Source organism: Variovorax rhizosphaerae (assembly GCF_037889975.1).
GTDB lineage: Bacteria > Pseudomonadota > Gammaproteobacteria > Burkholderiales > Burkholderiaceae_C > Variovorax > Variovorax rhizosphaerae.
This window is the reverse complement of the sequence record NZ_JBBKZT010000032.1, coordinates 18,906-40,659: the sequence shown is the minus strand read 5'-3', so window position 1 is coordinate 40,659 and position 21,754 is coordinate 18,906. Positions and strand designations below refer to the sequence as shown.

Below are 21,754 nucleotides of genomic sequence, written 5' to 3'. Positions count from 1 at the left end.
TGGATTGCCAATGACCCACGGGCATGCCTCGCGATCGCGCTCCCCCGAGACCCGCTTGATCGCGGCGTGTCAGGCCCGGCCGATCTTCCGTGCCTGTAAGTCGATGCGCTTTTTCGTGACGCAAAGGCTAAGGGGAAGCGTTGTCTGGCGTCGCCGGCTGCGCCGGCCGGGCTGCTCCAGGTTCGCGCCGTCGCGCTCATCCCTTCGGGACGGCCGGACAGTCCTGGCCGCCTTGCGCATCCCTGACGCGGGAGCGGGGCAAGACCGAAGAGAGAACAGACAAAGGGGAGACGTGGCGTCTGTTGAGGTGGGGGAGGGCTTGCCTGTGTGGCTTCACGCTACCTCACCGTTCTCGCGGTCAAGGCCCGTCGCCCGCTGCGCGGGCTCGGCGCGTGCCGCGCGCCTGCGGCGACCTTGAGCGCTGCGCTGCGGCGAGGTGGCTCGGGGCCACGCAGGCAATCCCGCCTGTGTCGTCCACAGGAGTTCATCATGAACGCTTCCCCCGCTTCCCCCGCTTCCCCCGCTTCCTCGGTCGAGCTCAATGCTCGTCAACAACGCATCGTCGATGCACTGCGTCCCTTCTTCGGCGCCGAAGCCGATGCGCTCTACGAAGCCAACGGCCGCTCGTTGCAAAAGCTCGCATACAGCGCACGGCAATCGGCCTTGCCGAGCTTTCGTCGGCTGGCGACCGGCTTGGCTCTGGCGCAGGAACTGCTGTGCGAAGAGCTGACCACGCGCTCGGTGTTCGATACGCCAACGGCCGTGGCCGACTTTCTCAAGTTGCATTTCGCAGGCCAGCCGTATGAGAGTTTCGTGGTGCTGTTCCTCGACTCGAGGAGTTCCTTGATCGCCTTCGAGGAGATGTTCCGCGGTACGCTGAGCCAGACCAGCGTCTATCCGCGCGAGGTGCTCAAGCGAGTTCTGCATCACGACGCCGCAGCCATCCTCGTGGCGCACAACCACCCGACCGGCTGCACCGAGCCATCGCCCGCGGACAAGGCATTGACGCGCGTGTTACGAGACGCCTTGAATCTCATCGATGTGCAATTGCTCGACCATTGGATCGTGGCGGGCGGACAGACACTGTCCTTTGTTCAGCGCGGCCTGCTGTGACTGTCGGGGCTTCGGCCCCCTTTTTCTTTGCGCCTCACAAGCGCACTGCGTGCGAGACCTCATCGGCGTGGCCGCCACGGCCACGAATCCTTTCCCGCTCTCGTTGTCGAAGTGCCCGCCGCGGAGGCGGCGGGAATAGGGGGACCAGGAAGCCAGAAGACAGGGAGGGGAGCTCCAGCGCGTGTTGGAGGCTGGTGGGCTTGCTGTTCCCTTCAGCGTGCCACACCGTGCTCGCCGTCAAGGCCTGCGCACCTGCGGTGCTGGCGGCCTGCGGCCGTCTTCGAGCCTTGACTGCTTGCGCTGCGGCGTGCCGTCGACGGTCACGGGCAATCCCGCCCGCTACCGTTCAAGGAGAACGTCATGGCGTCCAACTTCCCCTTCATCACCGACGAACAATTCGAGCGGCTGATGGCCAATGGCCGCATGGCCGTGGTGTGCCAGGCTAGGGACGAGCACTTCGACCCGTTTCCGGTGCTCAAGCTCTTCACCCCCGATGCCGGTGCGACCTGGCTGCTCAGCGAGCTGGACGAAGCCGCCGAGGTGGCCTTCGGACTTTGTGATCTTGGCATGGGGTGTCCGGAGATTGGCTACGTTGGTGTCGGCGAGCTTGCGGCGCTGCGTGGCCTGATGAACCGGCCCATCGAGCAGGACCGGCATTTCCGCGCGACGCAGCGCTTGAGCGCCTACGCGAAGGAAGCCCGGATGGCTGGGCGCATCCAGGCCTGATCGAGGCCTGACGTCTCGCCGCCGGCGACGCCGGCGGCGATCCATCGACTTGCCTCGTGTGGCGCGCTGCGCGCGCTGTTCTTGATCGGGCCGCGCCCCTGCGCGGCAGGCCTTCGAGTGTAGTGATCGATCGATGCGTTCGATAGGGACATGGCAAGTCTCTGCGTAGCCAGCGCAAGCAATGGGTCATCTCCCGTCCGAGCGACTTGCGGGAACGCATTTGCTGCGTGCCCGAGCGCCCATGCGGCGTTGAACGCGTGCCATCTGCTGTCAGAGCCACCTCTTGTCCGACGCATAGCTCGCACGGGCCGCTGTCCAGGGCTTCGGGCTGCGCCACCGTCCTCACCCGGTCCTCGGCTCGCGCCTCGGCTGCGGCTTCCGGGCGGTCCCCGGACATCGGCCCTTGCTGCTCGCTTTCCATGCGTCGAGGCGGCTCCGAAAGCAGATGTTCAACCAGCGCGGCAAACGCCGCAGAAAGGCTCCGTCATGCGTGCATTCCATTCCCCCCGTGCGGGCGTCGCGCAGGTGCGCAAAAGCCCATCAAATCCAGCAGCCACGGGCTTTCCCCCCGTACCCCCCGAGGGCTCACCCAAAGCAGGACCTGTTGAAGGCAGAACTTCCTCAGGACAGAGCAGGGGCCGCATGGACGTGCGGCAGGCGATCACGGACCGCATCATTGCGATGCTCGAGAAGGGCGGCAATGTTTTCCGGGAACGGTGGACGCGTGCCGCCTCGCACGGCATGCCGCGCAACGGCAAGACCGGCGCGCCTTATCACGGGGCAAATGTGCTGCTGCTTTGGGATGCCGCCATCGAGCACGGCTACGCCTCCAACGTGTGGCTGACCTACAAGCAGGCGGCCAGCATGGGTGCACAGGTGCGCAGGGGCGAACGCGCGGTGCTGTGCGCGCACTTCGAACGGAAGGCGATGCGCGGTCAGAACGATGCCGGCATTGAGGCCAACGGAAACAGCGAATCGCATGGGGAAGGGGAGGGCGATGCAAGCGATCGCGGCAATGACGGTCGCTCCGGTGTTCTGCTGTGCATGCCGTTCTGGCTCTTCAACGTGGCCCAGATAGATGGACTGCCCGAGCCGACGACAGACGAAGTGTATGAACGCAAAGCTTGGGGCGACCGCTCTCCGATCGAAGGTGCCATGCGTTTCATCGGCGGCTGCAAAGCCAACATCCAGCACGGCTACCTGCGCGCGGCCTATTCGCCCAGTGCCGATCGCATCCTGATGCCCGATGTCGACCGCTTCACCAGTCCGGAGGCCTATTGCGCGACCGCCCTGCATGAGCTGGTCCATTGGACAGGAAATGAGAAGCGCCTGAACCGGACTTTCGGGGAGCGCTTCGGCGATGCGGCTTACGCGTTCGAGGAACTCGTGGCAGAGCTCGGATGTGCCTTCGTGCTCGGCCATATCGGACTGGTCGATGCCACCATCGAAGGACATGCAGCCTATCTGGACAGCTGGCTGCAGGTCCTGCGCAATGACCGCACGGCCATCTTCACAGCTGCGCGTCACGCCGGCGAAGCGTATGAATTCATATTGGCGCGGGAGTTGCCATCGCCATCGCCATCGGCGGCTCCGGATGCCAATGCATTGCGAGGCGCCGAATAGTCCCTCTGATTCAGCCTCTAATTCATCAACATAAAAAGCAATTAGACTTGCGCACCTCCAACTCTCAATTGCCTATGGCCTCCACACACGCCCAACTCCTGCGCGAAATTGCCATCCTGCAGGCCGCTGCCGACAAGCAAAAGATTGTTGAATCCAAAGGTGCCATTGCCCGGATCAACGACCTGATCGCCAAGCACGGCCTGTCCGCTTCGGACCTGCAATTCGCATCGGCCATTGTCGACAGCGCACCTTCGAAGCCAGCCACAGCAGCAGCTGCTGCCGCAGCGAAGACCAAGACCAAGGCCAAAGCGAAGGTCAAGCCCGTTGCCGTCGCCGGCGGCGCGAAGTACAGCGATGGCAAGGGCGGGGAGTGGGGCGGCCGTGGACCACGGCCGGCCTGGCTGAAGGTGGCGCTCGAGGCCGGACGGACTCTTGAAAGCTTCCTGACCGACACGACTCAGACACCCGCAGCGGCGGCCGCGAAGCCAGTGTCGAAGACTGCTGCCAAGAAGGCGGCCGGCAAGGCGCCGACCGTCGCCGCATCCGCAGCGCCGTCGCCTGAGGCCAAAGTGTCCAAGAAGGTTGCCGTCAAGAAGCCAGCGGCAAAGAAGGCGGCTGCGAAGAAGGCCGCGGCCGAATCGAACGCCGTCGTGGCGCCGCCACCTGCAGCGGTCAAGGCTGAAAAGGCTCCGGCAAAAAAGGCCGTGGCGAAGAAAGTCGCCGCGAAGAAGGCCGCCGCCAAGAAGACGCTTGCCGAGAAGATCGGCGCAAGCAAACAGGGCACTGGCGCCAAACCTGCCAAGCCAACGATCAAGACCGCGGCAAAGAAGGCGGTGAGGGCCGTTGCGAAGAAGGCGGCGTCGAAGAAGGCCGCACCGAAGAAGGCAGCGGCGCCCAAGGTTGCTGCTTCGAAGAAGTCGTTGCCAGCGCGCAAGAGCGCGACTGGCGCAAGCGCTGCGACACCTGCTTCCGTCGCCTCGCCCGCGACGGCGGAAGCCACGCCTATTGCGTCGCCCGCGACCGAAGTTTCACTGGCAGTCTGATCGCCAGGGGCGCCGAGGCGCCGAGACTTCGCCGTCGTCGTTCCAAGGCGGTGCGGTGCGTCCGGGCGAGCGCCGAAAGTCCATGGCGGCAGCGCCGCGATGAAGGAACCGAGTCTCCTGCGCGCCGGGTCATTGCCCCGACGCCTTCGCCGCAAAGGCCTGCGCGCGCGCAGCGATGCGGGCCATGTCGCCTCGCTCGATGCGCTGGGCGATGTTCTCGCGCGCACTGCGAACAAGCCGTTCGCCTTCAGCAGCGTCGTACTTCTCCGCTTCGATCACCGCCCGTCCGAGCAGCGCCGCCGCCTTCGCGTGATGCGGAAATTCCTTCTCGAATTCGAAGCGGTTCATCGTGCGGAACGCGGCCCCCTCGCGCGCATACTGCGTGAACTGCGCGGTCGCCGGACTTGCTTCGCAGCGCGCGGCGACTTCGTTGCGCCAAGTCAGCGCCAGGCTGGCGAGCTCGCGCGGGATGGTCGGGTCGTGCGTGAGATCTTGCACGAGCATCTCCCAACACATGAGCAGTTTCACCTCGTCCTTGGGTGGCACGGCGCGGTCGCGCTCCGTGTCAAACACGGCGAGCGCTCGTGGCGCGCGCAACCACTCAACGCCGGCCCAGCGGTTCTCGAAGTACTGGTGGCCATCGCGCGCGATCACCCGTATCCCGTCGACACCGCCGCGCTTCTCAAGGAGCGCTATCGCCGAACGAGTCCCCTCGAGCGCCTGGTCGTGTTCCTGTGCCGAGAAAGGAGGCAGCGCCAAGCCATTGATCCATCGGAGGTGGCAGTTGGCCACGATCGACAGACGGCTCTGCAACGGTGTCGTACAGACGAGCACTATCTGGACGGCATAGCCGTCCGTGCGCAATGCCGTGGCGAGTCTCCGCAGCAGCTTCGGGTTTGCGACTTCGTCTTCAATGACCATGTGCAATCGATGTTGGCGCGCTTCGTCGACCGCACGCCGCAACCAATGGGCGACATCTTGGTGTGAATGGCCCCCTGATGCGACTGTGTCCGAGTCCTTGCCATCGCCGAGCCTGGCTTGATGTGCGAATTGATAGGCGCGCAGTCGTTCTGCCGACAGGTGCACTGCGGCCCCGGCCGTACTCAACAACTCGCGCCGCAGCGCTGCTGCGGCGCTCGAGACTCCGGCGCCAAGCTGTCCTGCGACGATCATGGCCACCGGGTTGTCGGCTGGCAATGCATTGGCCAAGACATCAGGTTCGATGCAAGTTTCGTAGATCCGTTCGCGCTCTTCCGACGTAATGCCCCAGCGTCGAAAGGATGTCGAAGTTGGCCGTACCTTGCGAAAGCGCTTCAGCAACTCCTCGATACCCTTCCTGTCGCCCGGATCGAATCCGGCCAGGAGGCGGAGTGCCTCATCGCGCTCGTCCTGCAGCCGCGCGTGCATCTCCGCGTCGAGCGGCCTCGCCTGGGGGTGCAGACCGATCCGGACACTGCGATCTGCAACCGCTTGCTGCAATAGCGTCAGCGCGAGCTCGGCTTCGAGCGCTTCCTTGTGCGAGCCCCAGTAGCGCGGCTCGTAAACCTCCAAGGAGGCGCCATCCTGTTGCGAAGCACCGGCAGGTGGCGTCGCATCGCTCGGGTCGATCGAAAAGTCGCCAATGCGCACGGCCTTGGTGATCATCATTCGCATGATGTCGGGCAACTCCATCCGCGTGCGGTTGTCATCCGCTGGGCGATTCGCGCAATCTCGCCGTCGAGCCGGAAGCGGATGATCGGGCTGTTGTCCATCACGCGAATCTATAGCGCCTCCCGCCCTTGCATCAAAGAGACAGGGTCTGGTCTGGTGAGTTGGGGTGGCCTTGCTGTTCCCTGCAGCGTGCCACGTCGTGCTAGGCCTCAAGGTCTTCGCGCACTGCGTGCGCTTGCGGCCTGCGGCCGTCTCCGAACCTTGACCGCTTGCGCTGCGACGTGACCTCCGACGGTCTCGGGCAATCCCGCCCGCAACCGTTCCAGGAGTCCATCATGAATGCATCCTTTCTCTCCGACCCGCTGCGCGCACAACTCATCGCCACTGGCCGTACCGCTCAAGCGCTGGAAGACTTCGATCCGTTGCCGGTCCTCAAACTCTTCACGCCCGACGCCACTTGGCTACTGACTGAACCGGACGGCTGCGGAGAAATTGTGTTCGGGCTGTGTGACCTTGAATTGGGGTTCCCAGAAATCGTAGCGCTTTCTGAGCTCATCGCGGTACACGTCCTCATAAAGCGGCCCATCAATCAGGACCTGCATTTCCATCCGGACAAGCCCCTGAGTGCCTATGCACACGAAGCCAGGCTGCACGGGCGCATCCAGGCCTAGCAGCCAAGCCGCCGGCCCGCGCCGGCGGCTGTCAGCCAGCCTCGGCCGGAGCCTTGCCGGGATCCGAGGCGGGTCTAAGGCAACGCTGATCAAGCCGGTGTTTTTCGCTGACCAGTAGTTGACCCGAACGCAGAGGATGAATCTGCACGACTTCAGTGCCTCGCGTCCCAATTAGATGCGCATTGCATCGTCAATTGGCCCATTCGGGCACTGGCTGCGGGCTATTGGCCCGCTTTCTATCCGCTATGCACGCACTTGTGCCAACAGTGGTCGCCGCGCGAGATAGATGTTGGCCATCGCCAGCGTCACAAACGCGCGCGTCGCGTTCTTGACCAGGCCCCGATAGCGCACCTTGTCGAATCCCCACAGGCGCTTGACCACAGCAAAGACGTGTTCGACCCGGGAGCGGATCTTCGACTTGTTGCGGTTCTTCGCCTTCTTCACCTCGTCGACCTCGCAGCCCGCCTTGCGCGTGCGCTGGTTGGTGAAGTCCAGCGCGTTCGGTGCCTTGCCCCGAATCAGTTCCTTCTGGCTCGCATACGCGCTGTCGCCATAGACACGGCGTTCATTGCCGTGCAGCAGGTCAGGCAAGGGGTGTTTGTCGTGCACATTGGCCGCGCTCACCACCGCGCTGTGCACCAGGCCACTCTGGCTGTCCACACCAATGTGCAACTTCATACCTAATGTGGCGCTGGTCCATATGTGGCGCCCGGCGACATCCTCTTCTGAAGGGTGGTCGCTGAGCACCACATAACTCTCAGCGTCGGCGTAGGGTCGGCTCCCCTCAATTCACAAGGGGATCCGATCATGTTCGAGACTCTATTTCGGTATTCGCGCGTTCTGGCCCGGCATCTCGTTGCGCCGGCAGCCGAGCAGCGAGACTGCTTTGTTGCGCACTTCGCCACGTCCGGTGCGACGAGGGAGTCGGTTGGCAACCTGGCGAGCGACCTGTTAGTCGTCGCGCAGCACTTAGACGTCAGCGGTACGAGGAGCGTGACGCCCGAAGAGGTCGCCTCGGTTGCCGATCGCTGGGTCAGACATCATCGACGACGCGGCCGCAGCATCTCACCCGCTCGGCACCAGAGATTCGTGCAGGTAGCCACCGACTGGCTACGATTCATGGGGCGTCTGCAGTTGCCGCCTTCGAAGCCGGGCGCCGACGCTGAACTCGTGGACGAGTTTTCGCTGCACATGCAGCGAGAGCGTGGCCTGTCGCCGAAGACTGTCAACAACCGTTGCTGGCATGTTCGGGCATTTCTGACGTGGCTCGACGCCCTACACAGTGACGCCGGCATGGCTACCTTGGAGCATGTGGATGCGTTCCTGTCGATGCGGGGTGCGCAGGGGTGGTGCCGAGCGTCCATCGCCACAGCAGCCACCGCATTGCGATCCTTCTACACGCACATGGCCGCAACGGGTCGTTGCGCAGAGAGCTTCGCCGCCGGGATCGAGGGGCCCCGCCTGTTCAGGCACGAAGCGCTGCCTTCCGGCCCGCGCTGGGACGACGTCCAGCGGCTCATCGCAAGCACCGCCACGGATCGACCCCGGGATATTCGCGACCGAGCCGTCCTGATGCTTCTTGGGATCTATGGCCTGCGCAGCAGTGAGGTCGTCGGGCTAAGTCTGGATGACATCGACTGGGAGCGCGACATCCTTCACGTCGCACGTCCCAAGCAGCGCTGCAGGCACGATTACCCGCTGGCCACTGAGGTCGGCAGTGCGATCCTTCGCTATGTGCGCGAGGTGCGACCGCGGTGCGCGTCGCGCAACCTATTCTTGACGCTCAGGGCACCGGTGGGGCCGTTGGCGCCACATAGCCTGCGCTACGCGGTGGCACCACGCATTCAGGCGCTGGAGATCCGCTGCCCCCGGCAGGGACCTCATGCATTGCGCCATGCCTGTGCAGCTCATCTTGTGGCCGAGGGCCTGTCCCTCAAGCAGATTGGCGATCATCTCGGCCACCGCAGTTCCTCCGCCACGCGCACCTACGCCAAGGTAGATCTCGTCGGCCTGCGTCAGGTTGCCGAGTTCAGTCTGGAGGGACTGCTATGAAGATCGAACAAGCCATCGCGACGTACGTAGGCTACAAACAATCTCTGGGAATGCGCTTCGTGACCCAGGCGCGCATGCTGAAGTCATTCAGCAAGAGTATGGGCAGCCTCGATGTCGACCGGATCAGGCCGAAGTCGGTGCGCGCCTTCCTCGATGGCAACGGGCCGATGACGCGGTCCTGGCATTGCAAGTTCGGAACACTTACCGGCTTCTACCGCTTTTGCCTTGCCCGCGGTTACGTCTCCAGCGTGCCGCTGCCCACCACAGAGCCGAGGTGTCCCCAGACCTTCACGCCCTACATCTACTCGGAGGATGAGATCAGGCGGCTCCTGCAGGCAGCCGCTGGCCGTGCCACCCGCAGAATCGATGCGCTCACCAGCCGAACTCTTCTCCTGCTGCTGTACGCAACCGGACTGCGCATCGGCGAAGCGCTTAGCCTGAACCTCGCCGACGTCGACTTGGACGACCGTGTGCTTCACGTGCGCGGGTCCAAGTTCTACAAGACACGACTTGTGCCCATAGGCACCGACCTGACGCAGGTCTTGCGAGAGTACGCGCAGCGGCGTTGCAAGCGTTCGCCGCTGGATTCCGACGCGCCATTCTTGCTGACATCTCGAGGTGGGCGAGTCTCGCGTGCGGGCGCCGAGCAAGCCTTTAGTCAGATGCGATCGCAGGCCAAGGTGTGTCGACATGATGGCGCGAGATACCAACCCCGCTTGCATGACCTACGCCATACCTCGGCCGTGACGCGTCTTGTGCGGTGGTATCGCGACGGCGCCGACGTGCAGCGCATGCTGCCGCAGTTGGCGACGTACCTGGGTCACGTGCACATCAGCGGCACGCAGTGCTATCTGAGCATGACGCCCGAATTGATGCAGCACGCCAGCGCGCGCTTCGAGCAATTCTTCCTGCGGGAGGCCAGCCATGCGTGACGCCAGCACGCTGGGGCCATGGATTCGCCGATTCCTGCTGGAGCACCTCGTCAGCGAGCGCAATCTGGCTGCGAACACGCGACGCAGTTACCGAGACACGATGTGCCAGTTGCTGCCTTTTGTCTCGGGTCGCCTGCACAAGGCCGTCGACCGCCTGGCCGTGGTCGACGTGTCGCCGCACATGGTGCGGGAGTTCCTCAATGACGTCGAGACTCATCGAGGGTGTGGAATCGCCACACGTAATCAGCGCCTGGCGGCCGTTCACGCCTTGGCCCGATTCGTCGGTGAACACAGTCCCGAACACATCGCCTGGTGTGCACAGGTTCGCTGCGTGCCCTACAAGAAGGGAACTCATGCCGCAGTGCCATACCTCGGCAAGGCGGAGATCGACGCGCTGCTGGCCTGTCCGAACCGGCGCACGGAACAAGGCCGTCGAGACTACGTGCTGCTCCTGTTCCTCTACAACACTGGCGCGCGAGCCAGTGAGGCATCGGAGTTGATCGTCGGGGACCTGCATCTTGATCAGGCAAGCGTCGACATTCTCGGCAAGGGGCGTAGACGCCGCCAATGCCCGTTGTGGCCAGTGACGGTGCGCGAGTTGCGCGCGCTCGTGGGCGAACGCTCCAGGCACGAGCACGTCTTCCTCAACCGGTGTGGCCAGCCGACGACGCGGTTCGGAGTTCATGCATTGGTCGAGCGCACCGCCGCGAGAGCCAAGGCCGTCATGCCATCCCTGGCGACGAAAAGAGTCAGCCCGCACTCCATTCGCCATTCCACGGCCTCGCATTTGCTCAATGCGGGCGTCGACATCAACACCGTGCGAGCCTGGCTTGGACATGCATCGCTCGACACGACCAACGTCTACGCCGAAATCGATCTCGAGGGCAAGGCGCGGGCGCTTGAGAAGTGCGAGATCCCCGCGGCGAAGAAGCCAAGCAAGCCGTGGCATTCCCAGCCGCACATCATGGAGTTCCTAAGATCGCTGTGACCGGAATTTATGTGACGCTCAGCGACCGGCCTACCAAGGGCGACGCCGCCGGGCGCCACATATGGACCAGCGCCACATTAGGTATGAGATGTGGTCGACCACATCTCATACCGAAATACCATTGCTGGCCCTTGCGCGTCTGGTGCATCTCGGGGTCTCGTGCCTTGTGGGCGTTCTTGGTCGAGCTGGGTGCGCCGATCAACGTGGCGTCCACGATGGTGCCGGTCTTGACCGCAAAGCCGCTGGACTGCAGCACCCGGCCGACTTCGGCAAACAGCTTCTCGCCCAGGTCATGCTCTTCCAGCAGGTGACGGAACTTCAGCACCGTGGTCTCGTCGGGTACCCGCTCGCAACCCAGGTCGATGCCCACGAAGCGCCGCAGGCTGGCAATGTCGTAGAGCGCTTCCTCCACCGCGGTGTCGGCCAGATTGAACCAGTGCTGAAGCAGGTGTATGCGCAGCATGCGTTGCAGGCCAATCGGGCGGCGCCCGTTACCGGCCTTGGGATAGTGCGGCTCGATCACCGCGCACAACGCAGCCCACGGAACAATTGCCTCCATGGCATCGAGAAAGTCCTCGCGCTTGGTGCGGCGGCGAAACCGCTCGAATCCTGCGCCTTGGTCCGCCGCCATCGCCAATGTCTGCTGCTTCATCTTCGGCACTCACACTATGACTACGCCTGCATCACAGCAATCCCCGGGCCAGGGGACTTGATCAGTATTGCCCTAACGCGGAAGCGGCCGCATCGTGGCCGCTCTATCGAGCTCCGCCGGTGCGGGCATGCTCGGCCTCGCGCAGGCTGTGAGTTGCGCGCGCGAGCGCATAGTCGGCGTAGAGCTTGTCGACGGCCTTGATCCACGCGTCGGTGGCAGCGTCGGTGGGCTGCGCGTCCGCTGCGCCCAGTGCAGCGTCGCCGTTGCCGGCGACCAGCTGTCGATGCGAGGCTGACGCCTCGCCGTCCTGGTCGCCTTCCTGCAGCGGCAAGCGTCGACGCGGAACGGGCGGCACGGCAATGCCCGCCCTTCGAAGGATGACTGCTTTCTGTTCTGTGCCCAGCATGGCACTTCTCCTGCAATAGCCGTTCCAGCTTTCTGAATGGACACTGGCGTCCTGCAGATTGTGATCCCGGTCCCGCGTCTGTTGGCGGTCGTTCGTCTGGGATTTGCACCGGGGCCGCTCCATGCCTTGGGCGCCCCACCGGCTGCGCCGCTGTCGGGCTGCTCCAGGTTCGCGCCTTCGCGCTCATCCCCTTCGGGGACTGGCTGCGCCAGCCTTGCGCATCCCTGGCGCAGCGGACTGCGTCCGCTCGAACTTCCCTGATCAGACCTGTCCTTCGGCAGGTCGAGGCGCTCGCCGCGCGGCGGTTCCGGCACGCATCGGCCTCGTGATCTTTCCGGGCTGCCGTTTTCCCGAGTCCTTCGCCTTGTCCGGTGACTCTGCGCCGTCGGCGCCAGGGGACCGGCTGCGCCTGCAAGGGGGTTTTCATAAGGCTTCGCCTTACAAACCTTCCCCCTTGCTCCCCTGTCCCCGCCGTCGCTGCCGTTCACCGGGCGAAGAACTCAGGAAAACGGCGGCCAGCTCCGGGTAGGAGGCCGATGCGTACCGAAACCCTTCATCGAAGGGCTCTGAATCTAGGAACCCGGCACTGTTCATTCAACTTCAATGCAAAGGAAACCGAAATGACTGCCATTGCCAAGCCCAGAAAGAAGAACGTGGTCGCAGGCGCATCAAGCCCATCGACTTCTCCGAACGCACCGGAACCGATGACGACAGGTGCCGTGGGCCCGGCATCCGGTCGCGACGTGCTCGTGCCGCTGGACAAGCTCGCCATCAGCACCTCCAACATGCGCAAGGTCCAACATGAAGAAGGCCTGATCGAACTGGCTGCGCTGATCGAATCGCAGGGCCTTCTGCAGCGCTTGAGCATCGTGGCCAACGCAGACGGCCGATTCGACGTGGTTGCGGGTGGCAGGCGGCTGCGAGCCATGCAGATGCTGGCGGCCACAGGACACTGGCCCACGGACCAGCCCATCGAGTGCAAGCTGTACGCGCAAGGGCAAGCCGTCCAGGTCTCGCTCGCAGAGAACTCGGGACGCCAAGGGATGCACCCCGCCGACCAGATGGAAGCGTTCCGGCGCCTCGTTGACGACGGCCTGACAATCGCACAGGTGGCCGGGCGCTTCGGCGTGTCCCCCCTGACCGTGGAACGCCGCCTCAAGCTCGCACGGCTCGCCCCGCGCTTCCTCGACCTCTACCGCGTCGACGAGATCGAACCCGAGCAATTGCAGGCCTTGGCATTGGCTGATGACATCGCCACACAAGAAGCCATCTGGGACAGCCTCAGCCCCTACGACCGCAGCGCTTGGCGCATCCGCAATGCCATCACGCAGGAAGCCTGCAGCGCAGACAGCCGGCTCGCGCGTTTCGTGGGCCTCGACACCTATGAAGCCGAAGGCGGCTCCGTGCGGCGCGACCTGTTCTCCTCGCCAGAGGACCTCTCGGGCATCTACCTCGCCAACCCGACCATGCTGCAAGCCCTCGCGATGGACAAGCTGCGCGGCATCGAAGTCATCCTCAAGGAGGAGGGGCTGGTCCTGGGTGGCCTGTTCGCTTGAAGCCGACACGAGTGCATGGCGGCGCTACGGACGCGAGGGCCAGAGCGAACGCGAGCCGACGCCCGAGGAAGCCGAGACAATCGAGCGGCTCGCGACCGAGCAGCGCAAGCATGCCGATGCCTACGACCAGCACCAGGACGAAGGCGATCCCGAGGCCGATGACTACGAACTCGTCGAACAGCAGCTTTGCGAAGCGCTCGATAAGGCTGATGAAAACCTGATGACCGCACATGCCGTCTTGCAACAGTGGGCACCCGAACAACTGGCACGGTCCGGTGCGTTGGTACGACTCGACCACTGTGGCGACATTGTGATCGAGCGCGGTTTGCTGCGACCAGAGGATCGGAAGGCGGCGACCAGCGAAGGGGGTGAGATCACCCGTCCGGATCCAGTGGCGACGGAGCAGGTTTCGACGCGGGCCGAGTTCAGCGAGAAGCTCATGCGCGACCTCACCGCGCACCGCACTGCGGCCTTGCAAGCAGCCTTGATGCAGAACCCGCAGGTGGCCCTCGTGACGCTGGTGCACCGGATGGCAGAGACCGTGTTCAGCCTGTACGGCAGCGGCGACGACATCGTCAAGGTCGCAGTTCGCGTGACCAGCGACAGCACCCTCGCGCAAGAAGCCAGCGCGTACGGCGACAGCCCGGCCGCCACGCTGCTCGGCGAAGCGGAGGCGATGTGGGGTGACCGCCTCCCCGGCAACCCTGCCGCACTGTTCCGCTGGCTGCTCGCGCAGCCGCAGGCAACATTGCTCGAACTGCTGGCCTACTGCACCGCGCGCAGTGTCAACGCCATCGCCGCACGCACTCGCTCCACTGCCAACCACAGCGATGCTCTCGCGCAGGCGTTGGACGTCGACGTGGCCGACTGGTGGACTCCCAGCGCAGGCCGCTACCTCGGCCACGTCAGCAAGGCCAAGGCACTTGAAGCCGTCAAGGAGGCCACCGGCGTCGATGCAACACAAGCCACAGTCGGCATGAAGAAGGCCGAGGTCGTGGCTTATTGCGAAAGCAAGCTTGAAGGGACGCGCTGGCTGCCCGCGCCACTCCGCAACCTGGACGAGCAAGGCGGCGAAGGTGCTGTCGAGGACGAAATGCGCTGAGGCGAACCAACGGAAATGGCTGGCGAGTCTCGACGGCCGTTTCCTTTGCTCTCAGGACTTCCCCAAAAGCTCTTTCACCTTGGAGCGCGTCGCCGGATCCATTGACGTCCATGCGGACTGCAACGCCCGGCCGATGCGCGCCTGTTCCACGAATTCCCTCGACCCGATCCACGCGATGCCCGATACGATCGTGGCCGATAGCACTGCACTGGTCGCACAGGCGATCCAGATTGCGCCGGGCCATCGCTCGGCTCGACCAGGGTTTGAAACCACCTGAAATTGCAACGCCGCCTCTATGCGCGCGGCGGACGCGCTGAGCTTGCGGACGGCCTCCAGCATCGCTGGTTGCGCATCGATCGACTTCTGAACCAGTTCGCCGAGCGTCATCAGATCGGCATCCAACTCCTCGCGCACCTTTGTCAGCGTTTGCGCCGCTTCTTCGGCGCGCTGCAGTAGCGGATCAACATCTTCCAGCAGGATGCGCAGCGCTGCATGCTGCGCGCTTGCGGGGTTCATGCACGCTTCCTGCCAGCTGCGGCTGGCCCGGCATCGTTCGCGCTCCGATCGTCGAAAAGCATCGCATGCACACGCGCGAGGTTTTCATGGGCCGTGACGGCCAAGTCGTGTGTCATCTGGCCGGCCATGGCGCGCTCCAGTGCGACCATGTCGCCTGCGCGCTTGGCTTCGCCGCGCGCTGCTTTCCAGTCGGTCGTACTGCTCGCGAGTGCGCGCATCACCTGACCGGAGTCTTTGGCCAACTCATAGACCTCGTTGTGATCGACGACAGCATGAGGCTCGTAGACTGCCTTGCCCTTGCCATCCGCCACCGCATACCCTAGCACCTGCGAATAGACCACCTGGATCGGATCCTGTGCATCGCTCGCATACTGGTTGAAGATCACCCGGACCTTGAGCCCGTCCAGGCCGAGTTCGTGCAGCCAGTCGATGGTTGCAATGGTGTCGAGTTGCTGCTTGAGCGTCGGGACGGTTGGCACCAGCACCCAGTCGAACTCCCCGACCGCGCTCTTGAAGCGTTTCATTTCGGTCATGAAAGCCGCGACGTTGGAGGCGCCGACATCCACGATCACGTCGTCGCCCTGCATGAGTTCCCGGAGGATCTCCTTGAAACGGCTCGCACCGAGCTCCTCGACATCGAGTCCCGGCATGCGATCGGCGGCACTTGCGTTGATCGACTCGACGCTCAGGATGCGCGCGCCGGGCAGATATGCAGCCAGCAGGTGAATGGCAAGGGTGCTCTTGCCGACGTTGCCGGAGAGATTGAGAACACAGATCTTCATGGTCGGTCCTTTCGTCTTTGGTCGCGTTGTTGCTGGCGGTAGAGATCACGGGCGATCTGGCCGTAGTCTTTTGAAGTGGCCACCTCGCGGGCCTGGCGCAATGCGTCCATCACGCGCGTGGCGGAGGACGTACCGCTCAAGGTGCGCGACTCCCCGGATTCCTGCGGCATCGAAGAGGTCTGCCACGCTCCCGTGTCGGAAGTCGTCTGGGCGGCGCTATGCGCGAGGCCGCTTCGATGACCCTTGGGCTTGACGATGGAAGCCGATGCCTTGATCGCTCGCCCGAGCGCGATCCGATAGTTTGTCCAAGTGATTGCAAAACCCGCTGCACTCAGGGTGTGGTGGATGACTTGGTGCGAATAGCCGGCCCGCAGTGCCGCCGCTATTGCGGGGCAAAGGCGCTGGATGACGGCGGCATCGCTCTTGAGCCCGAGTTTTGTCAGCTCGCCTGTTTGGCACGTGATCACTTCTAGCTCTGACATCGAGTATGGAAATGGAAGTCAATCCGGCGTATTGTGGCGCTCAAGATATGAAATGTCTTGAAAAAACGCAGAATGACCTGTCCGGTGGCTACACTTTCGCTACAAAAAGGCTACATAATCGCTACAGAAGGACTACACGATGTCTACAGTTTGGCTACAGATTGCCTTCGGCCTGCTGTCACGCTCTCGGTCGACCCTTCGGCTCGCCCGAGCAGTTGTGTGTACCAAAGACCGCGTTTTGGGGTGCGACAGTGGGTCCGTCGACTCGCCTAGGGGCGATACACCATACGCACCTACAAGGTGCCCGCAAACCCGCATGGATTCTCGATTTCGCTGTGTTACATGGGGCCGAGCCTGTGTTACTTCGCGCCGCCGTTTGCCAATGACGGCGCATCTCTAGGAGGTAACACATGGGCAAGTACGTCCCGATCCGGTTCAACGACGACGAGGCCAGTTTTCTGGAGCGCTCGTTCGCGGCATCTGACGATGCCGCCCTGGGCACCCACATCAAGCGCGTGTACTTTGACGCGCTTCGACCCAACACCGACGCACTTGCCGGCGTTCGATCCGAGCTCGAAAAGATGGGCTCGCTCATCCGCCGTCTTGAGCGGCCGGGCGATGAGAGTGGAGACCAGCAACTCATACTCAGCGTGCTTTGCGGGCTCTACGTGATGGTGCGCAAGTCGGTAGGGGAGAGCATCCGCGCTCAAGCCGATCAGGCAATCGACGTGTCGGCCATCGAAACGTACCTAAGAGGGCGCTGATGTTCGTCAACCATCGCACGCCCGACAACACGCTCCGGTCCTGGCTGGCGCTGGGGGTGCTGGTAGCCGTCATTGCCGGCTGGATCGCAAACGTGGCGTTGTACTACCAGCTGCCTGCAACTCTTTTTGCGAAGGGCCTGTGGTACGCCGCCAAGGAAACGCCGTTCCTGCCGATCCTGTGGATTGGCCCCTTCGTCGGACTTGCGCTAGGCATCCTCGTTTTCGCAGTCTGCGCGAATCGCTATGCCAACCACTACGGCGGCTCCGTCTTCGTGACCCGCCTGCGTGGGCCCAAGATGGTCGGGCAAAAAGTCTTGGCAACCCAGACGCGCAGCGGCAAATCCCAACTTGTTTTCGCCGGGATTCCGATCCCGAAGGATGTCGAGAACACCCAGTTCTTCGTTGGAGGCTCGACGGGCACTGGCAAGAGCGTCTGTATCAGCGACTACATCGAGAGCGCTGTTGGGCGCGGCGACCGCATCGTCTGCGTCGATCCGGATGGTGCATCCATGCGGTATTTCTTCAGACCTGGCGACGTCATCCTCAACCCGTTCGACAAACGCAGCCAGGGCTGGAGCATCTTCAACGAGATCCGCACGAGCTTCGACTGCGAGCAGTACGCGATCAGCCTGATCCCGCGCAGTCCGTCGACCGAACAGGAGACCTGGAACAGCATGGGCCGCACCATCGTCAGCGAGACGTTGACGGTATTGTTGCGACAGGGCGCCGGATCGACCGAGCAATTGGTCCACTGGCTGACTACTGCCAGCAACGACGATCTGAAGGCCTTGCTTGCCGGCACGCCGGCGGCGGGTTGCTTTCACGGGGCGCCGGATACGCTTGCCAGCATCCGCACCGTGCTGACCCAATACATCACGCCGCACAAGTACCTGCCGTCCGGAGATTTCTCCTTCCGTGACTGGCTGGATCGCGGGCAGGGCAGTCTTTGGATCACCTGGCGCGAGGACATGCTGCAGGCCCTCAAGCCGCTGATCTCATGCTGGGTCGACGTGACTTGTGCCAGCGTGCTGTCGATGCCGGAAGAGCCAGGGCGGCGCATGCACCTCGTCTGCGACGAACTCGATTCACTCGAGAAGCTGAACTACATCATCGACGCTGCCACCAAAGGCCGGAAGAAGGGTCTGCGCATCATGCCGGGCGTGCAGTCGCTGGCACAGCTGAATGACACCTACGGCAAGGACGATGCGCTGACGTTGCGCAACTGCTTCAGATCGGCCTTCCTCTGCGGAATCGGCGAGCTCGACACATACACGGCTGAAGAATTCTCGCGTGGCCTTGGCGAGCACACCGTCCTGCGGCGTGCGCCCAGCGTGTCGGTCGGAACGGCCGGCGGGAAAGGAACGCTTTCGCATCGGCAGGACACGGAGCGACTCGTGTCGCCCGCAGAGTTCCATCTGCTACCCAACCTCACCGGCTACGTGAAGCTCGCCGGCAACTATCCGATTGCGCGCGTAACCATGAAGTACAAGGCTCGTCGGGTTATCGTGGCACCGATGATCATGGCCGACGGCTTCCACGACCGCCCGCAGGCGCGAAACCTGCTGTTCACCGCGCCACAAGGCGTGAAGGCGGCATCATCACCGACCGCCGCTTCGCACCAAAGTTCGCGCGTGCTGACTTCCTGACGAGGAACTCAAAATGCTGTCGTTCAAGTTCGTCGCCAGCGCGGCCGGAGCCGCGCACTACTTCGAGACCTCCGACGACTACTACGGCAAGGAGGGTCACCGCGGCGAATGGATCGGGCAAAGCGTCCTCAATCTGGGCCTCGACGGCGCGCAGGCCATTGACCGTGACACGTTTCAAAACCTGCTCGATGGGCAGCTACCCGACGGCAAACGAATTCGACTGAGTCAGACGAAAGGCAGCAAGGACCGCAAGGGCATCGACTTCACCTTCAGTGCGCCCAAGTCCGTAAGCATTCAGGCGCTCGTCAAGGGCGACCATCGGATCGTCGCCGCGCACGACGGGGCGGTGAGGAAGAGTCTCGAGCTCATGCAGGAGTTCGCGGCGACGCGAAAGAAGCAGGCGGGCCTGTCGTTTCGCGAGCGCACCGGCAATCTCGTCGCTGCGACATTCAGGCACGAACTCTCTCGCGCACAGGATCCGCAGCTCCACACGCACGCGATTGTGATGAACCTGACGAGACGCTCGGACGGGGAATGGCGCGCCTTGTCGAACGAAGACCTGCTCAAGAACGTGAAAGTGATCGGTGCCTTCTACCGCGCGACGCTCGCTGCCGAACTGAAGGCCTTGGGTTTCGACCTTCGGGAGACCCGCAAAGGCGGCTGGGAGCTGGCTCACATCCCCGATGCCGCAATCCAGCACTTCAGTCAGCGCAGTCAGGAAATCGAACGGTTGCTCGCTGCTCGCGGCCAGGACCGGGGCACTGCCACCACGGCCCAAAAGCAGATCATCACGCTCGCCACCCGGCAGAAGAAGACAGAGAGTGATCGCGCCTGGCTGCGCGCCCACTGGCTGGAAACGGCAAGGGAGGCGGGTCTCGATCTTGATGCCCAGAGTGGCGTGGTCCACGCGGTCCGTCAACGGGTTGGCAAAGCCGGCGACGCAATCAATGAAGCGCTCACAGGCAAGGGCCGAAGCCGGGGGGCCGCCAACGAAGCAATTGATTTCGCCATCGCACACCTGGCCGAAAGACAAGGGATCTTCTCGCGCGGCGAATTGTTGGAGGTCGCCTACGGTCGGGCTGCGACGCGAACGACGACTGCGTCTGTAGAAGAAGCACTCGAGAATGCGAAAAGAGATGGCCGGTTGTTGCCGGAGTTGCCGCTGTACCAGTCAGCCCGCTCCTTGAACATCAGCGCCGGCGAACTGGCAAGAGATCCAAACGCAGCGCGCTTCAAGGGGCACGACGAGTTCGAGAAGCTGACACGGGCTTCGTGGGTCGCGCTGACCATGGCTTCGCGCGACCAGACCCAGGCGCAAGCCGAGGCTTCGGTCGATTCCGCCATTCAGCGCGGCGCGCTCGTCGCGGCGGAGGCGCGTTTCGCGACGCCGGACGCCAAGCGCACCGAGATTCGCATCCTTGGCATCGAGAAGGCCGGTCGCGGCAGCGTTCCGGCGGTCGCCTCGGTGGAGAGCGTCGCGCGCATGCTTGCGGCGAGCGATCTCAACGCTGGGCAGCGCGAGGCGGTGGAAATGGTGCTCACCACACACGATCGGTTCGTCGGCATCCAGGGTCTGGCCGGCACCGGCAAAAGCCACATGCTCAGCACGGCAGTGGCGGGGATCAAGGCGGAGACTGCGCGCCTTTCCGGGGCGCATGGTTACCGGGTGATCGGCTTGGCGCCCTATGCCTCCCAGAATGAGGCCCTCGCGTCTCTGGGCATGGAATCGCAAACCTTGGCGTCCTTCCTTGCACGAGTCTCGCAGCAACGCACGCTGGACCGGCACAGCATCGTGTTTCTGGACGAAGCGGGCGTTGTGCCTGCGCACCAGCTCGAGAAGCTCATGACGATCGTGGAAAAGCAGGATGCACGTCTGATTCTCAGCGGAGACCGCAAGCAGACCCACGCAGTGGAAGCGGGCAAGCCTTTCGAGCAGTTGCAGGACGCAGGCATGACCAAGGCCTTTCTCACCGAGATCAAGCGACAGAAGAATGAAGCCATCCGTGCGGCGGTTGTGCACGCCGCGAACAACGAAGTGCCGCTTGCCGTTTCGACGTTGCGCCACACGATCGTCGAAGTTGTGCAGGATGCAAGGCGCCATGAGCGCGTGGCACAGGCCTACGTGCAGTTGCCGGAGGCCGAGCGCAAGGAGACGCTGATCGTGGCGGGAACCAACGAAGCAAGACGCGCAATCAACGCGCTGGTGCGGGAAGGGTTGTCGCTTGCTGACGGTCGGCCCGTGGATGTATTGAACAACGTTGACATGACCAGGGCCGAACTGCGCTCAGCGCAAAGCTACGACGTTGGTCAAATCGTCATACCGCAGCGGAGCTATAGCATGGACGTACGGCAGGGTGAACAGCTCACGGTCTTGAGCCATGACATTGCGCGGAACACGCTGACAGTGAGGCGGGAGAATGGCCAGCAAGCATCCTTCGATCCAGCGCTGAATCCGATGCTTCGCCTTTACGAGAAGGACACTGTTGATCTCGCACCTGGCGACTGGGTGCGTGTGACCGCAAATGACAAGGCCCTTGGCATCTGCAACGGCGAGCGATACGAGGTTGGGGCCGTCGAATCCGGGCACGTAATGCTGAAGCGAGAGCCCGATAGGGGGCTTGCCCGGCCGGATATTCTCATCGATTGCCGCCGCCCCATTCATCTGCAACATGGGTACGCGAGCACGATTCATTCGGCCCAGGGTCTGACCAAGAACCGGGTGCTGGTCGACGCGAACACAAAAAGTCTGACCAGCAATCGCGCCGTGTTCTACGTGGCCATCTCACGCCCCCGCAACGACATCACTTTGTTTACCGACGACGCAGGCAGGTTGGCGGCCGCGATGAGCCGGGAGCCCAAGAAGTTTGCAGCCTTGGAGTTGAGAGACGCAGTGAACGAATCGGCGGTCTTGCGGGCGAAAATCGAACGCGCCGGACGTGCGCGACTGGCGAAAGAGGTGCACGCGCAGCCGAGAGTCCACGCGGGTCACCGACAACAGGGCTCAAGCTTCTCGGGGAGAAGTTCTCAGCCGGCCACCGCGGCGCGGTAGC

General features: G+C 63.4%; 18 protein-coding genes and 2 pseudogenes. 13 read left to right on the top strand and 7 right to left on the bottom strand.

Annotation, left to right across the window (positions count from 1 at the left end):
• Nucleotides 1-489 precede the first annotated feature (489 nt).
• The 4 genes from radC (at nucleotide 490) to WKW82_RS36455 (ending at nucleotide 4,505) form a co-directional block, all read left to right on the top strand.
• Nucleotides 490-1,113 (top strand): RadC family protein, encoded by a 624-nt coding sequence (radC, locus tag WKW82_RS36470; RefSeq protein WP_340348069.1) that lies wholly within the window; start codon nucleotides 490-492, stop codon nucleotides 1,111-1,113.
• A gap of 360 nt (nucleotides 1,114-1,473) precedes the next feature.
• A complete protein-coding gene (locus WKW82_RS36465; protein WP_340348067.1) occupies nucleotides 1,474-1,839 on the top strand; it encodes a DUF2958 domain-containing protein in 366 nt (121 codons plus the stop codon).
• Between the two features lie 642 nt (nucleotides 1,840-2,481).
• A complete protein-coding gene (locus tag WKW82_RS36460; protein ID WP_340348066.1) occupies nucleotides 2,482-3,462 on the top strand; it encodes an ArdC family protein in 981 nt (326 codons plus the stop codon).
• 74 nt (nucleotides 3,463-3,536) lie between these two features.
• Complete coding sequence (locus tag WKW82_RS36455) at nucleotides 3,537-4,505, top strand: H-NS family nucleoid-associated regulatory protein (RefSeq protein ID WP_340348065.1); 969 nt, start codon at nucleotides 3,537-3,539, stop codon at nucleotides 4,503-4,505.
• A 129-nt stretch (nucleotides 4,506-4,634) separates the two neighbouring features.
• On the opposite strand, the gene WKW82_RS36450 is transcribed toward WKW82_RS36455, so the two are convergent.
• Entirely contained in the window at nucleotides 4,635-6,176 is a 1,542-nt protein-coding gene (locus tag WKW82_RS36450) for a zeta toxin family protein (RefSeq protein ID WP_340348064.1), read from the bottom strand.
• A 314-nt stretch (nucleotides 6,177-6,490) separates the two neighbouring features.
• On the opposite strand from WKW82_RS36450, the gene WKW82_RS36445 reads away from it, so the two are divergent.
• Nucleotides 6,491-6,826, top strand: coding sequence for a DUF2958 domain-containing protein (locus tag WKW82_RS36445; RefSeq protein WP_340348063.1), 336 nt, complete (start codon nucleotides 6,491-6,493; stop codon nucleotides 6,824-6,826).
• Between the two features lie 243 nt (nucleotides 6,827-7,069).
• On the opposite strand, the pseudogene WKW82_RS36440 reads toward WKW82_RS36445, so the two are convergent.
• Nucleotides 7,070-7,507 (bottom strand): annotated as a pseudogene (locus WKW82_RS36440) (transposase); the annotation flags it as partial.
• Between the two features lie 126 nt (nucleotides 7,508-7,633).
• On the opposite strand from WKW82_RS36440, the gene WKW82_RS36435 reads away from it, so the two are divergent.
• Genes WKW82_RS36435 through WKW82_RS36425 form a run of 3 tightly spaced genes read left to right on the top strand, consistent with a single transcriptional unit; the run spans nucleotide 7,634 to nucleotide 10,798 of the window.
• Nucleotides 7,634-8,878, top strand: coding sequence for a tyrosine-type recombinase/integrase (locus WKW82_RS36435; RefSeq protein WP_340348062.1), 1,245 nt, complete (start codon nucleotides 7,634-7,636; stop codon nucleotides 8,876-8,878).
• Nucleotides 8,875-9,810 carry a tyrosine-type recombinase/integrase gene (locus WKW82_RS36430; RefSeq protein WP_340348061.1) on the top strand — a complete coding sequence of 312 codons (936 nt, stop codon included), beginning with the start codon at nucleotides 8,875-8,877 and terminating at the stop codon, nucleotides 9,808-9,810. Before WKW82_RS36435 ends, WKW82_RS36430 begins: the two co-directional genes overlap by 4 nt.
• Nucleotides 9,803-10,798 (top strand): tyrosine-type recombinase/integrase, encoded by a 996-nt coding sequence (locus WKW82_RS36425; protein ID WP_340348060.1) that lies wholly within the window; start codon nucleotides 9,803-9,805, stop codon nucleotides 10,796-10,798. Before WKW82_RS36430 ends, WKW82_RS36425 begins: the two co-directional genes overlap by 8 nt.
• A 103-nt stretch (nucleotides 10,799-10,901) precedes the next feature.
• Here WKW82_RS36425 and WKW82_RS36420 read toward each other — a convergent pair.
• Both WKW82_RS36420 and WKW82_RS36415 read right to left on the bottom strand, forming a co-directional pair.
• Nucleotides 10,902-11,450 (bottom strand): annotated as a pseudogene (locus WKW82_RS36420) (IS5 family transposase); the annotation flags it as partial.
• Between the two features lie 103 nt (nucleotides 11,451-11,553).
• Entirely contained in the window at nucleotides 11,554-11,856 is a 303-nt protein-coding gene (locus tag WKW82_RS36415; RefSeq protein ID WP_340348058.1) for a hypothetical protein, read from the bottom strand.
• A 620-nt stretch (nucleotides 11,857-12,476) separates the two neighbouring features.
• Between WKW82_RS36415 and WKW82_RS36410 the strand changes: the two genes are divergently transcribed.
• Together WKW82_RS36410 and WKW82_RS36405 are read left to right on the top strand one after the other, a co-directional pair.
• Entirely contained in the window at nucleotides 12,477-13,412 is a 936-nt protein-coding gene (locus tag WKW82_RS36410) for a ParB/RepB/Spo0J family partition protein (protein ID WP_340348057.1), read from the top strand.
• Nucleotides 13,396-14,514, top strand: a complete 1,119-nt coding sequence (locus WKW82_RS36405; protein WP_340348056.1) for a hypothetical protein — start codon at nucleotides 13,396-13,398, stop codon at nucleotides 14,512-14,514. Before WKW82_RS36410 ends, WKW82_RS36405 begins: the two co-directional genes overlap by 17 nt.
• A gap of 51 nt (nucleotides 14,515-14,565) precedes the next feature.
• Here WKW82_RS36405 and WKW82_RS36400 read toward each other — a convergent pair whose 3' ends face one another.
• From WKW82_RS36400 to WKW82_RS36390, 3 genes are read right to left on the bottom strand one after another with little or no spacing between them, the layout of a single operon-like run.
• Nucleotides 14,566-15,030: a hypothetical protein gene (locus WKW82_RS36400; protein ID WP_340348054.1), complete on the bottom strand. Its 465-nt coding sequence runs from the start codon at nucleotides 15,028-15,030 to the stop codon at nucleotides 14,566-14,568.
• The gene (stbB, locus tag WKW82_RS36395) at nucleotides 15,027-15,812 is read right to left on the bottom strand and encodes a StbB family protein (RefSeq protein WP_340348053.1); all 786 of its coding nucleotides are present in this window, start codon (nucleotides 15,810-15,812) and stop codon (nucleotides 15,027-15,029) included. The genes WKW82_RS36400 and stbB overlap by 4 nt, the downstream gene beginning before the upstream one ends.
• A complete protein-coding gene (locus tag WKW82_RS36390) occupies nucleotides 15,809-16,294 on the bottom strand; it encodes a hypothetical protein (protein WP_340348052.1) in 486 nt (161 codons plus the stop codon). The genes stbB and WKW82_RS36390 overlap by 4 nt, the downstream gene beginning before the upstream one ends.
• A 410-nt stretch (nucleotides 16,295-16,704) precedes the next feature.
• Between WKW82_RS36390 and WKW82_RS36385 the strand changes: the two genes are divergently transcribed.
• The 3 genes from WKW82_RS36385 to mobF are packed head-to-tail and all read left to right on the top strand — an operon-like array spanning nucleotide 16,705 to nucleotide 21,753.
• The gene (locus tag WKW82_RS36385; RefSeq protein ID WP_340348051.1) at nucleotides 16,705-17,058 is read left to right on the top strand and encodes a hypothetical protein; all 354 of its coding nucleotides are present in this window, start codon (nucleotides 16,705-16,707) and stop codon (nucleotides 17,056-17,058) included.
• Nucleotides 17,058-18,704, top strand: coding sequence for a type IV secretion system DNA-binding domain-containing protein (locus tag WKW82_RS36380; protein WP_340348050.1), 1,647 nt, complete (start codon nucleotides 17,058-17,060; stop codon nucleotides 18,702-18,704). The genes WKW82_RS36385 and WKW82_RS36380 overlap by 1 nt, the downstream gene beginning before the upstream one ends.
• Before the next feature lie 13 nt (nucleotides 18,705-18,717).
• Nucleotides 18,718-21,753, top strand: coding sequence for a MobF family relaxase (gene mobF, locus WKW82_RS36375; RefSeq protein WP_340348049.1), 3,036 nt, complete (start codon nucleotides 18,718-18,720; stop codon nucleotides 21,751-21,753).
• Nucleotide 21,754 lies beyond the last annotated feature (1 nt).

Bases quoted from the DNA above. Each gene is read 5' to 3' on its own strand.
- radC (WP_340348069.1), top strand. From the start codon at position 490: ATGAACGCTTCCCCCGCTTCCCCCGCTTCCCCCGCTTCCTCGGTCGAG.
- WKW82_RS36465 (WP_340348067.1), top strand. From the start codon at position 1,474: ATGGCGTCCAACTTCCCCTTCATCACCGACGAACAATTCGAGCGGCTG.
- WKW82_RS36460 (WP_340348066.1), top strand. From the start codon at position 2,482: ATGGACGTGCGGCAGGCGATCACGGACCGCATCATTGCGATGCTCGAG.
- WKW82_RS36455 (WP_340348065.1), top strand. From the start codon at position 3,537: ATGGCCTCCACACACGCCCAACTCCTGCGCGAAATTGCCATCCTGCAG.
- WKW82_RS36450 (WP_340348064.1), bottom strand. From the start codon at position 6,176: ATGGAGTTGCCCGACATCATGCGAATGATGATCACCAAGGCCGTGCGC.
- WKW82_RS36445 (WP_340348063.1), top strand. From the start codon at position 6,491: ATGAATGCATCCTTTCTCTCCGACCCGCTGCGCGCACAACTCATCGCC.
- WKW82_RS36435 (WP_340348062.1), top strand. From the start codon at position 7,634: ATGTTCGAGACTCTATTTCGGTATTCGCGCGTTCTGGCCCGGCATCTC.
- WKW82_RS36430 (WP_340348061.1), top strand. From the start codon at position 8,875: ATGAAGATCGAACAAGCCATCGCGACGTACGTAGGCTACAAACAATCT.
- WKW82_RS36425 (WP_340348060.1), top strand. From the start codon at position 9,803: ATGCGTGACGCCAGCACGCTGGGGCCATGGATTCGCCGATTCCTGCTG.
- WKW82_RS36415 (WP_340348058.1), bottom strand. From the start codon at position 11,856: ATGCTGGGCACAGAACAGAAAGCAGTCATCCTTCGAAGGGCGGGCATT.
- WKW82_RS36410 (WP_340348057.1), top strand. From the start codon at position 12,477: ATGACTGCCATTGCCAAGCCCAGAAAGAAGAACGTGGTCGCAGGCGCA.
- WKW82_RS36400 (WP_340348054.1), bottom strand. From the start codon at position 15,030: ATGAACCCCGCAAGCGCGCAGCATGCAGCGCTGCGCATCCTGCTGGAA.
- stbB (WP_340348053.1), bottom strand. From the start codon at position 15,812: ATGAAGATCTGTGTTCTCAATCTCTCCGGCAACGTCGGCAAGAGCACC.
- WKW82_RS36390 (WP_340348052.1), bottom strand. From the start codon at position 16,294: ATGTCAGAGCTAGAAGTGATCACGTGCCAAACAGGCGAGCTGACAAAA.
- WKW82_RS36385 (WP_340348051.1), top strand. From the start codon at position 16,705: ATGGGCAAGTACGTCCCGATCCGGTTCAACGACGACGAGGCCAGTTTT.
- WKW82_RS36380 (WP_340348050.1), top strand. From the start codon at position 17,058: ATGTTCGTCAACCATCGCACGCCCGACAACACGCTCCGGTCCTGGCTG.
- mobF (WP_340348049.1), top strand. From the start codon at position 18,718: ATGCTGTCGTTCAAGTTCGTCGCCAGCGCGGCCGGAGCCGCGCACTAC.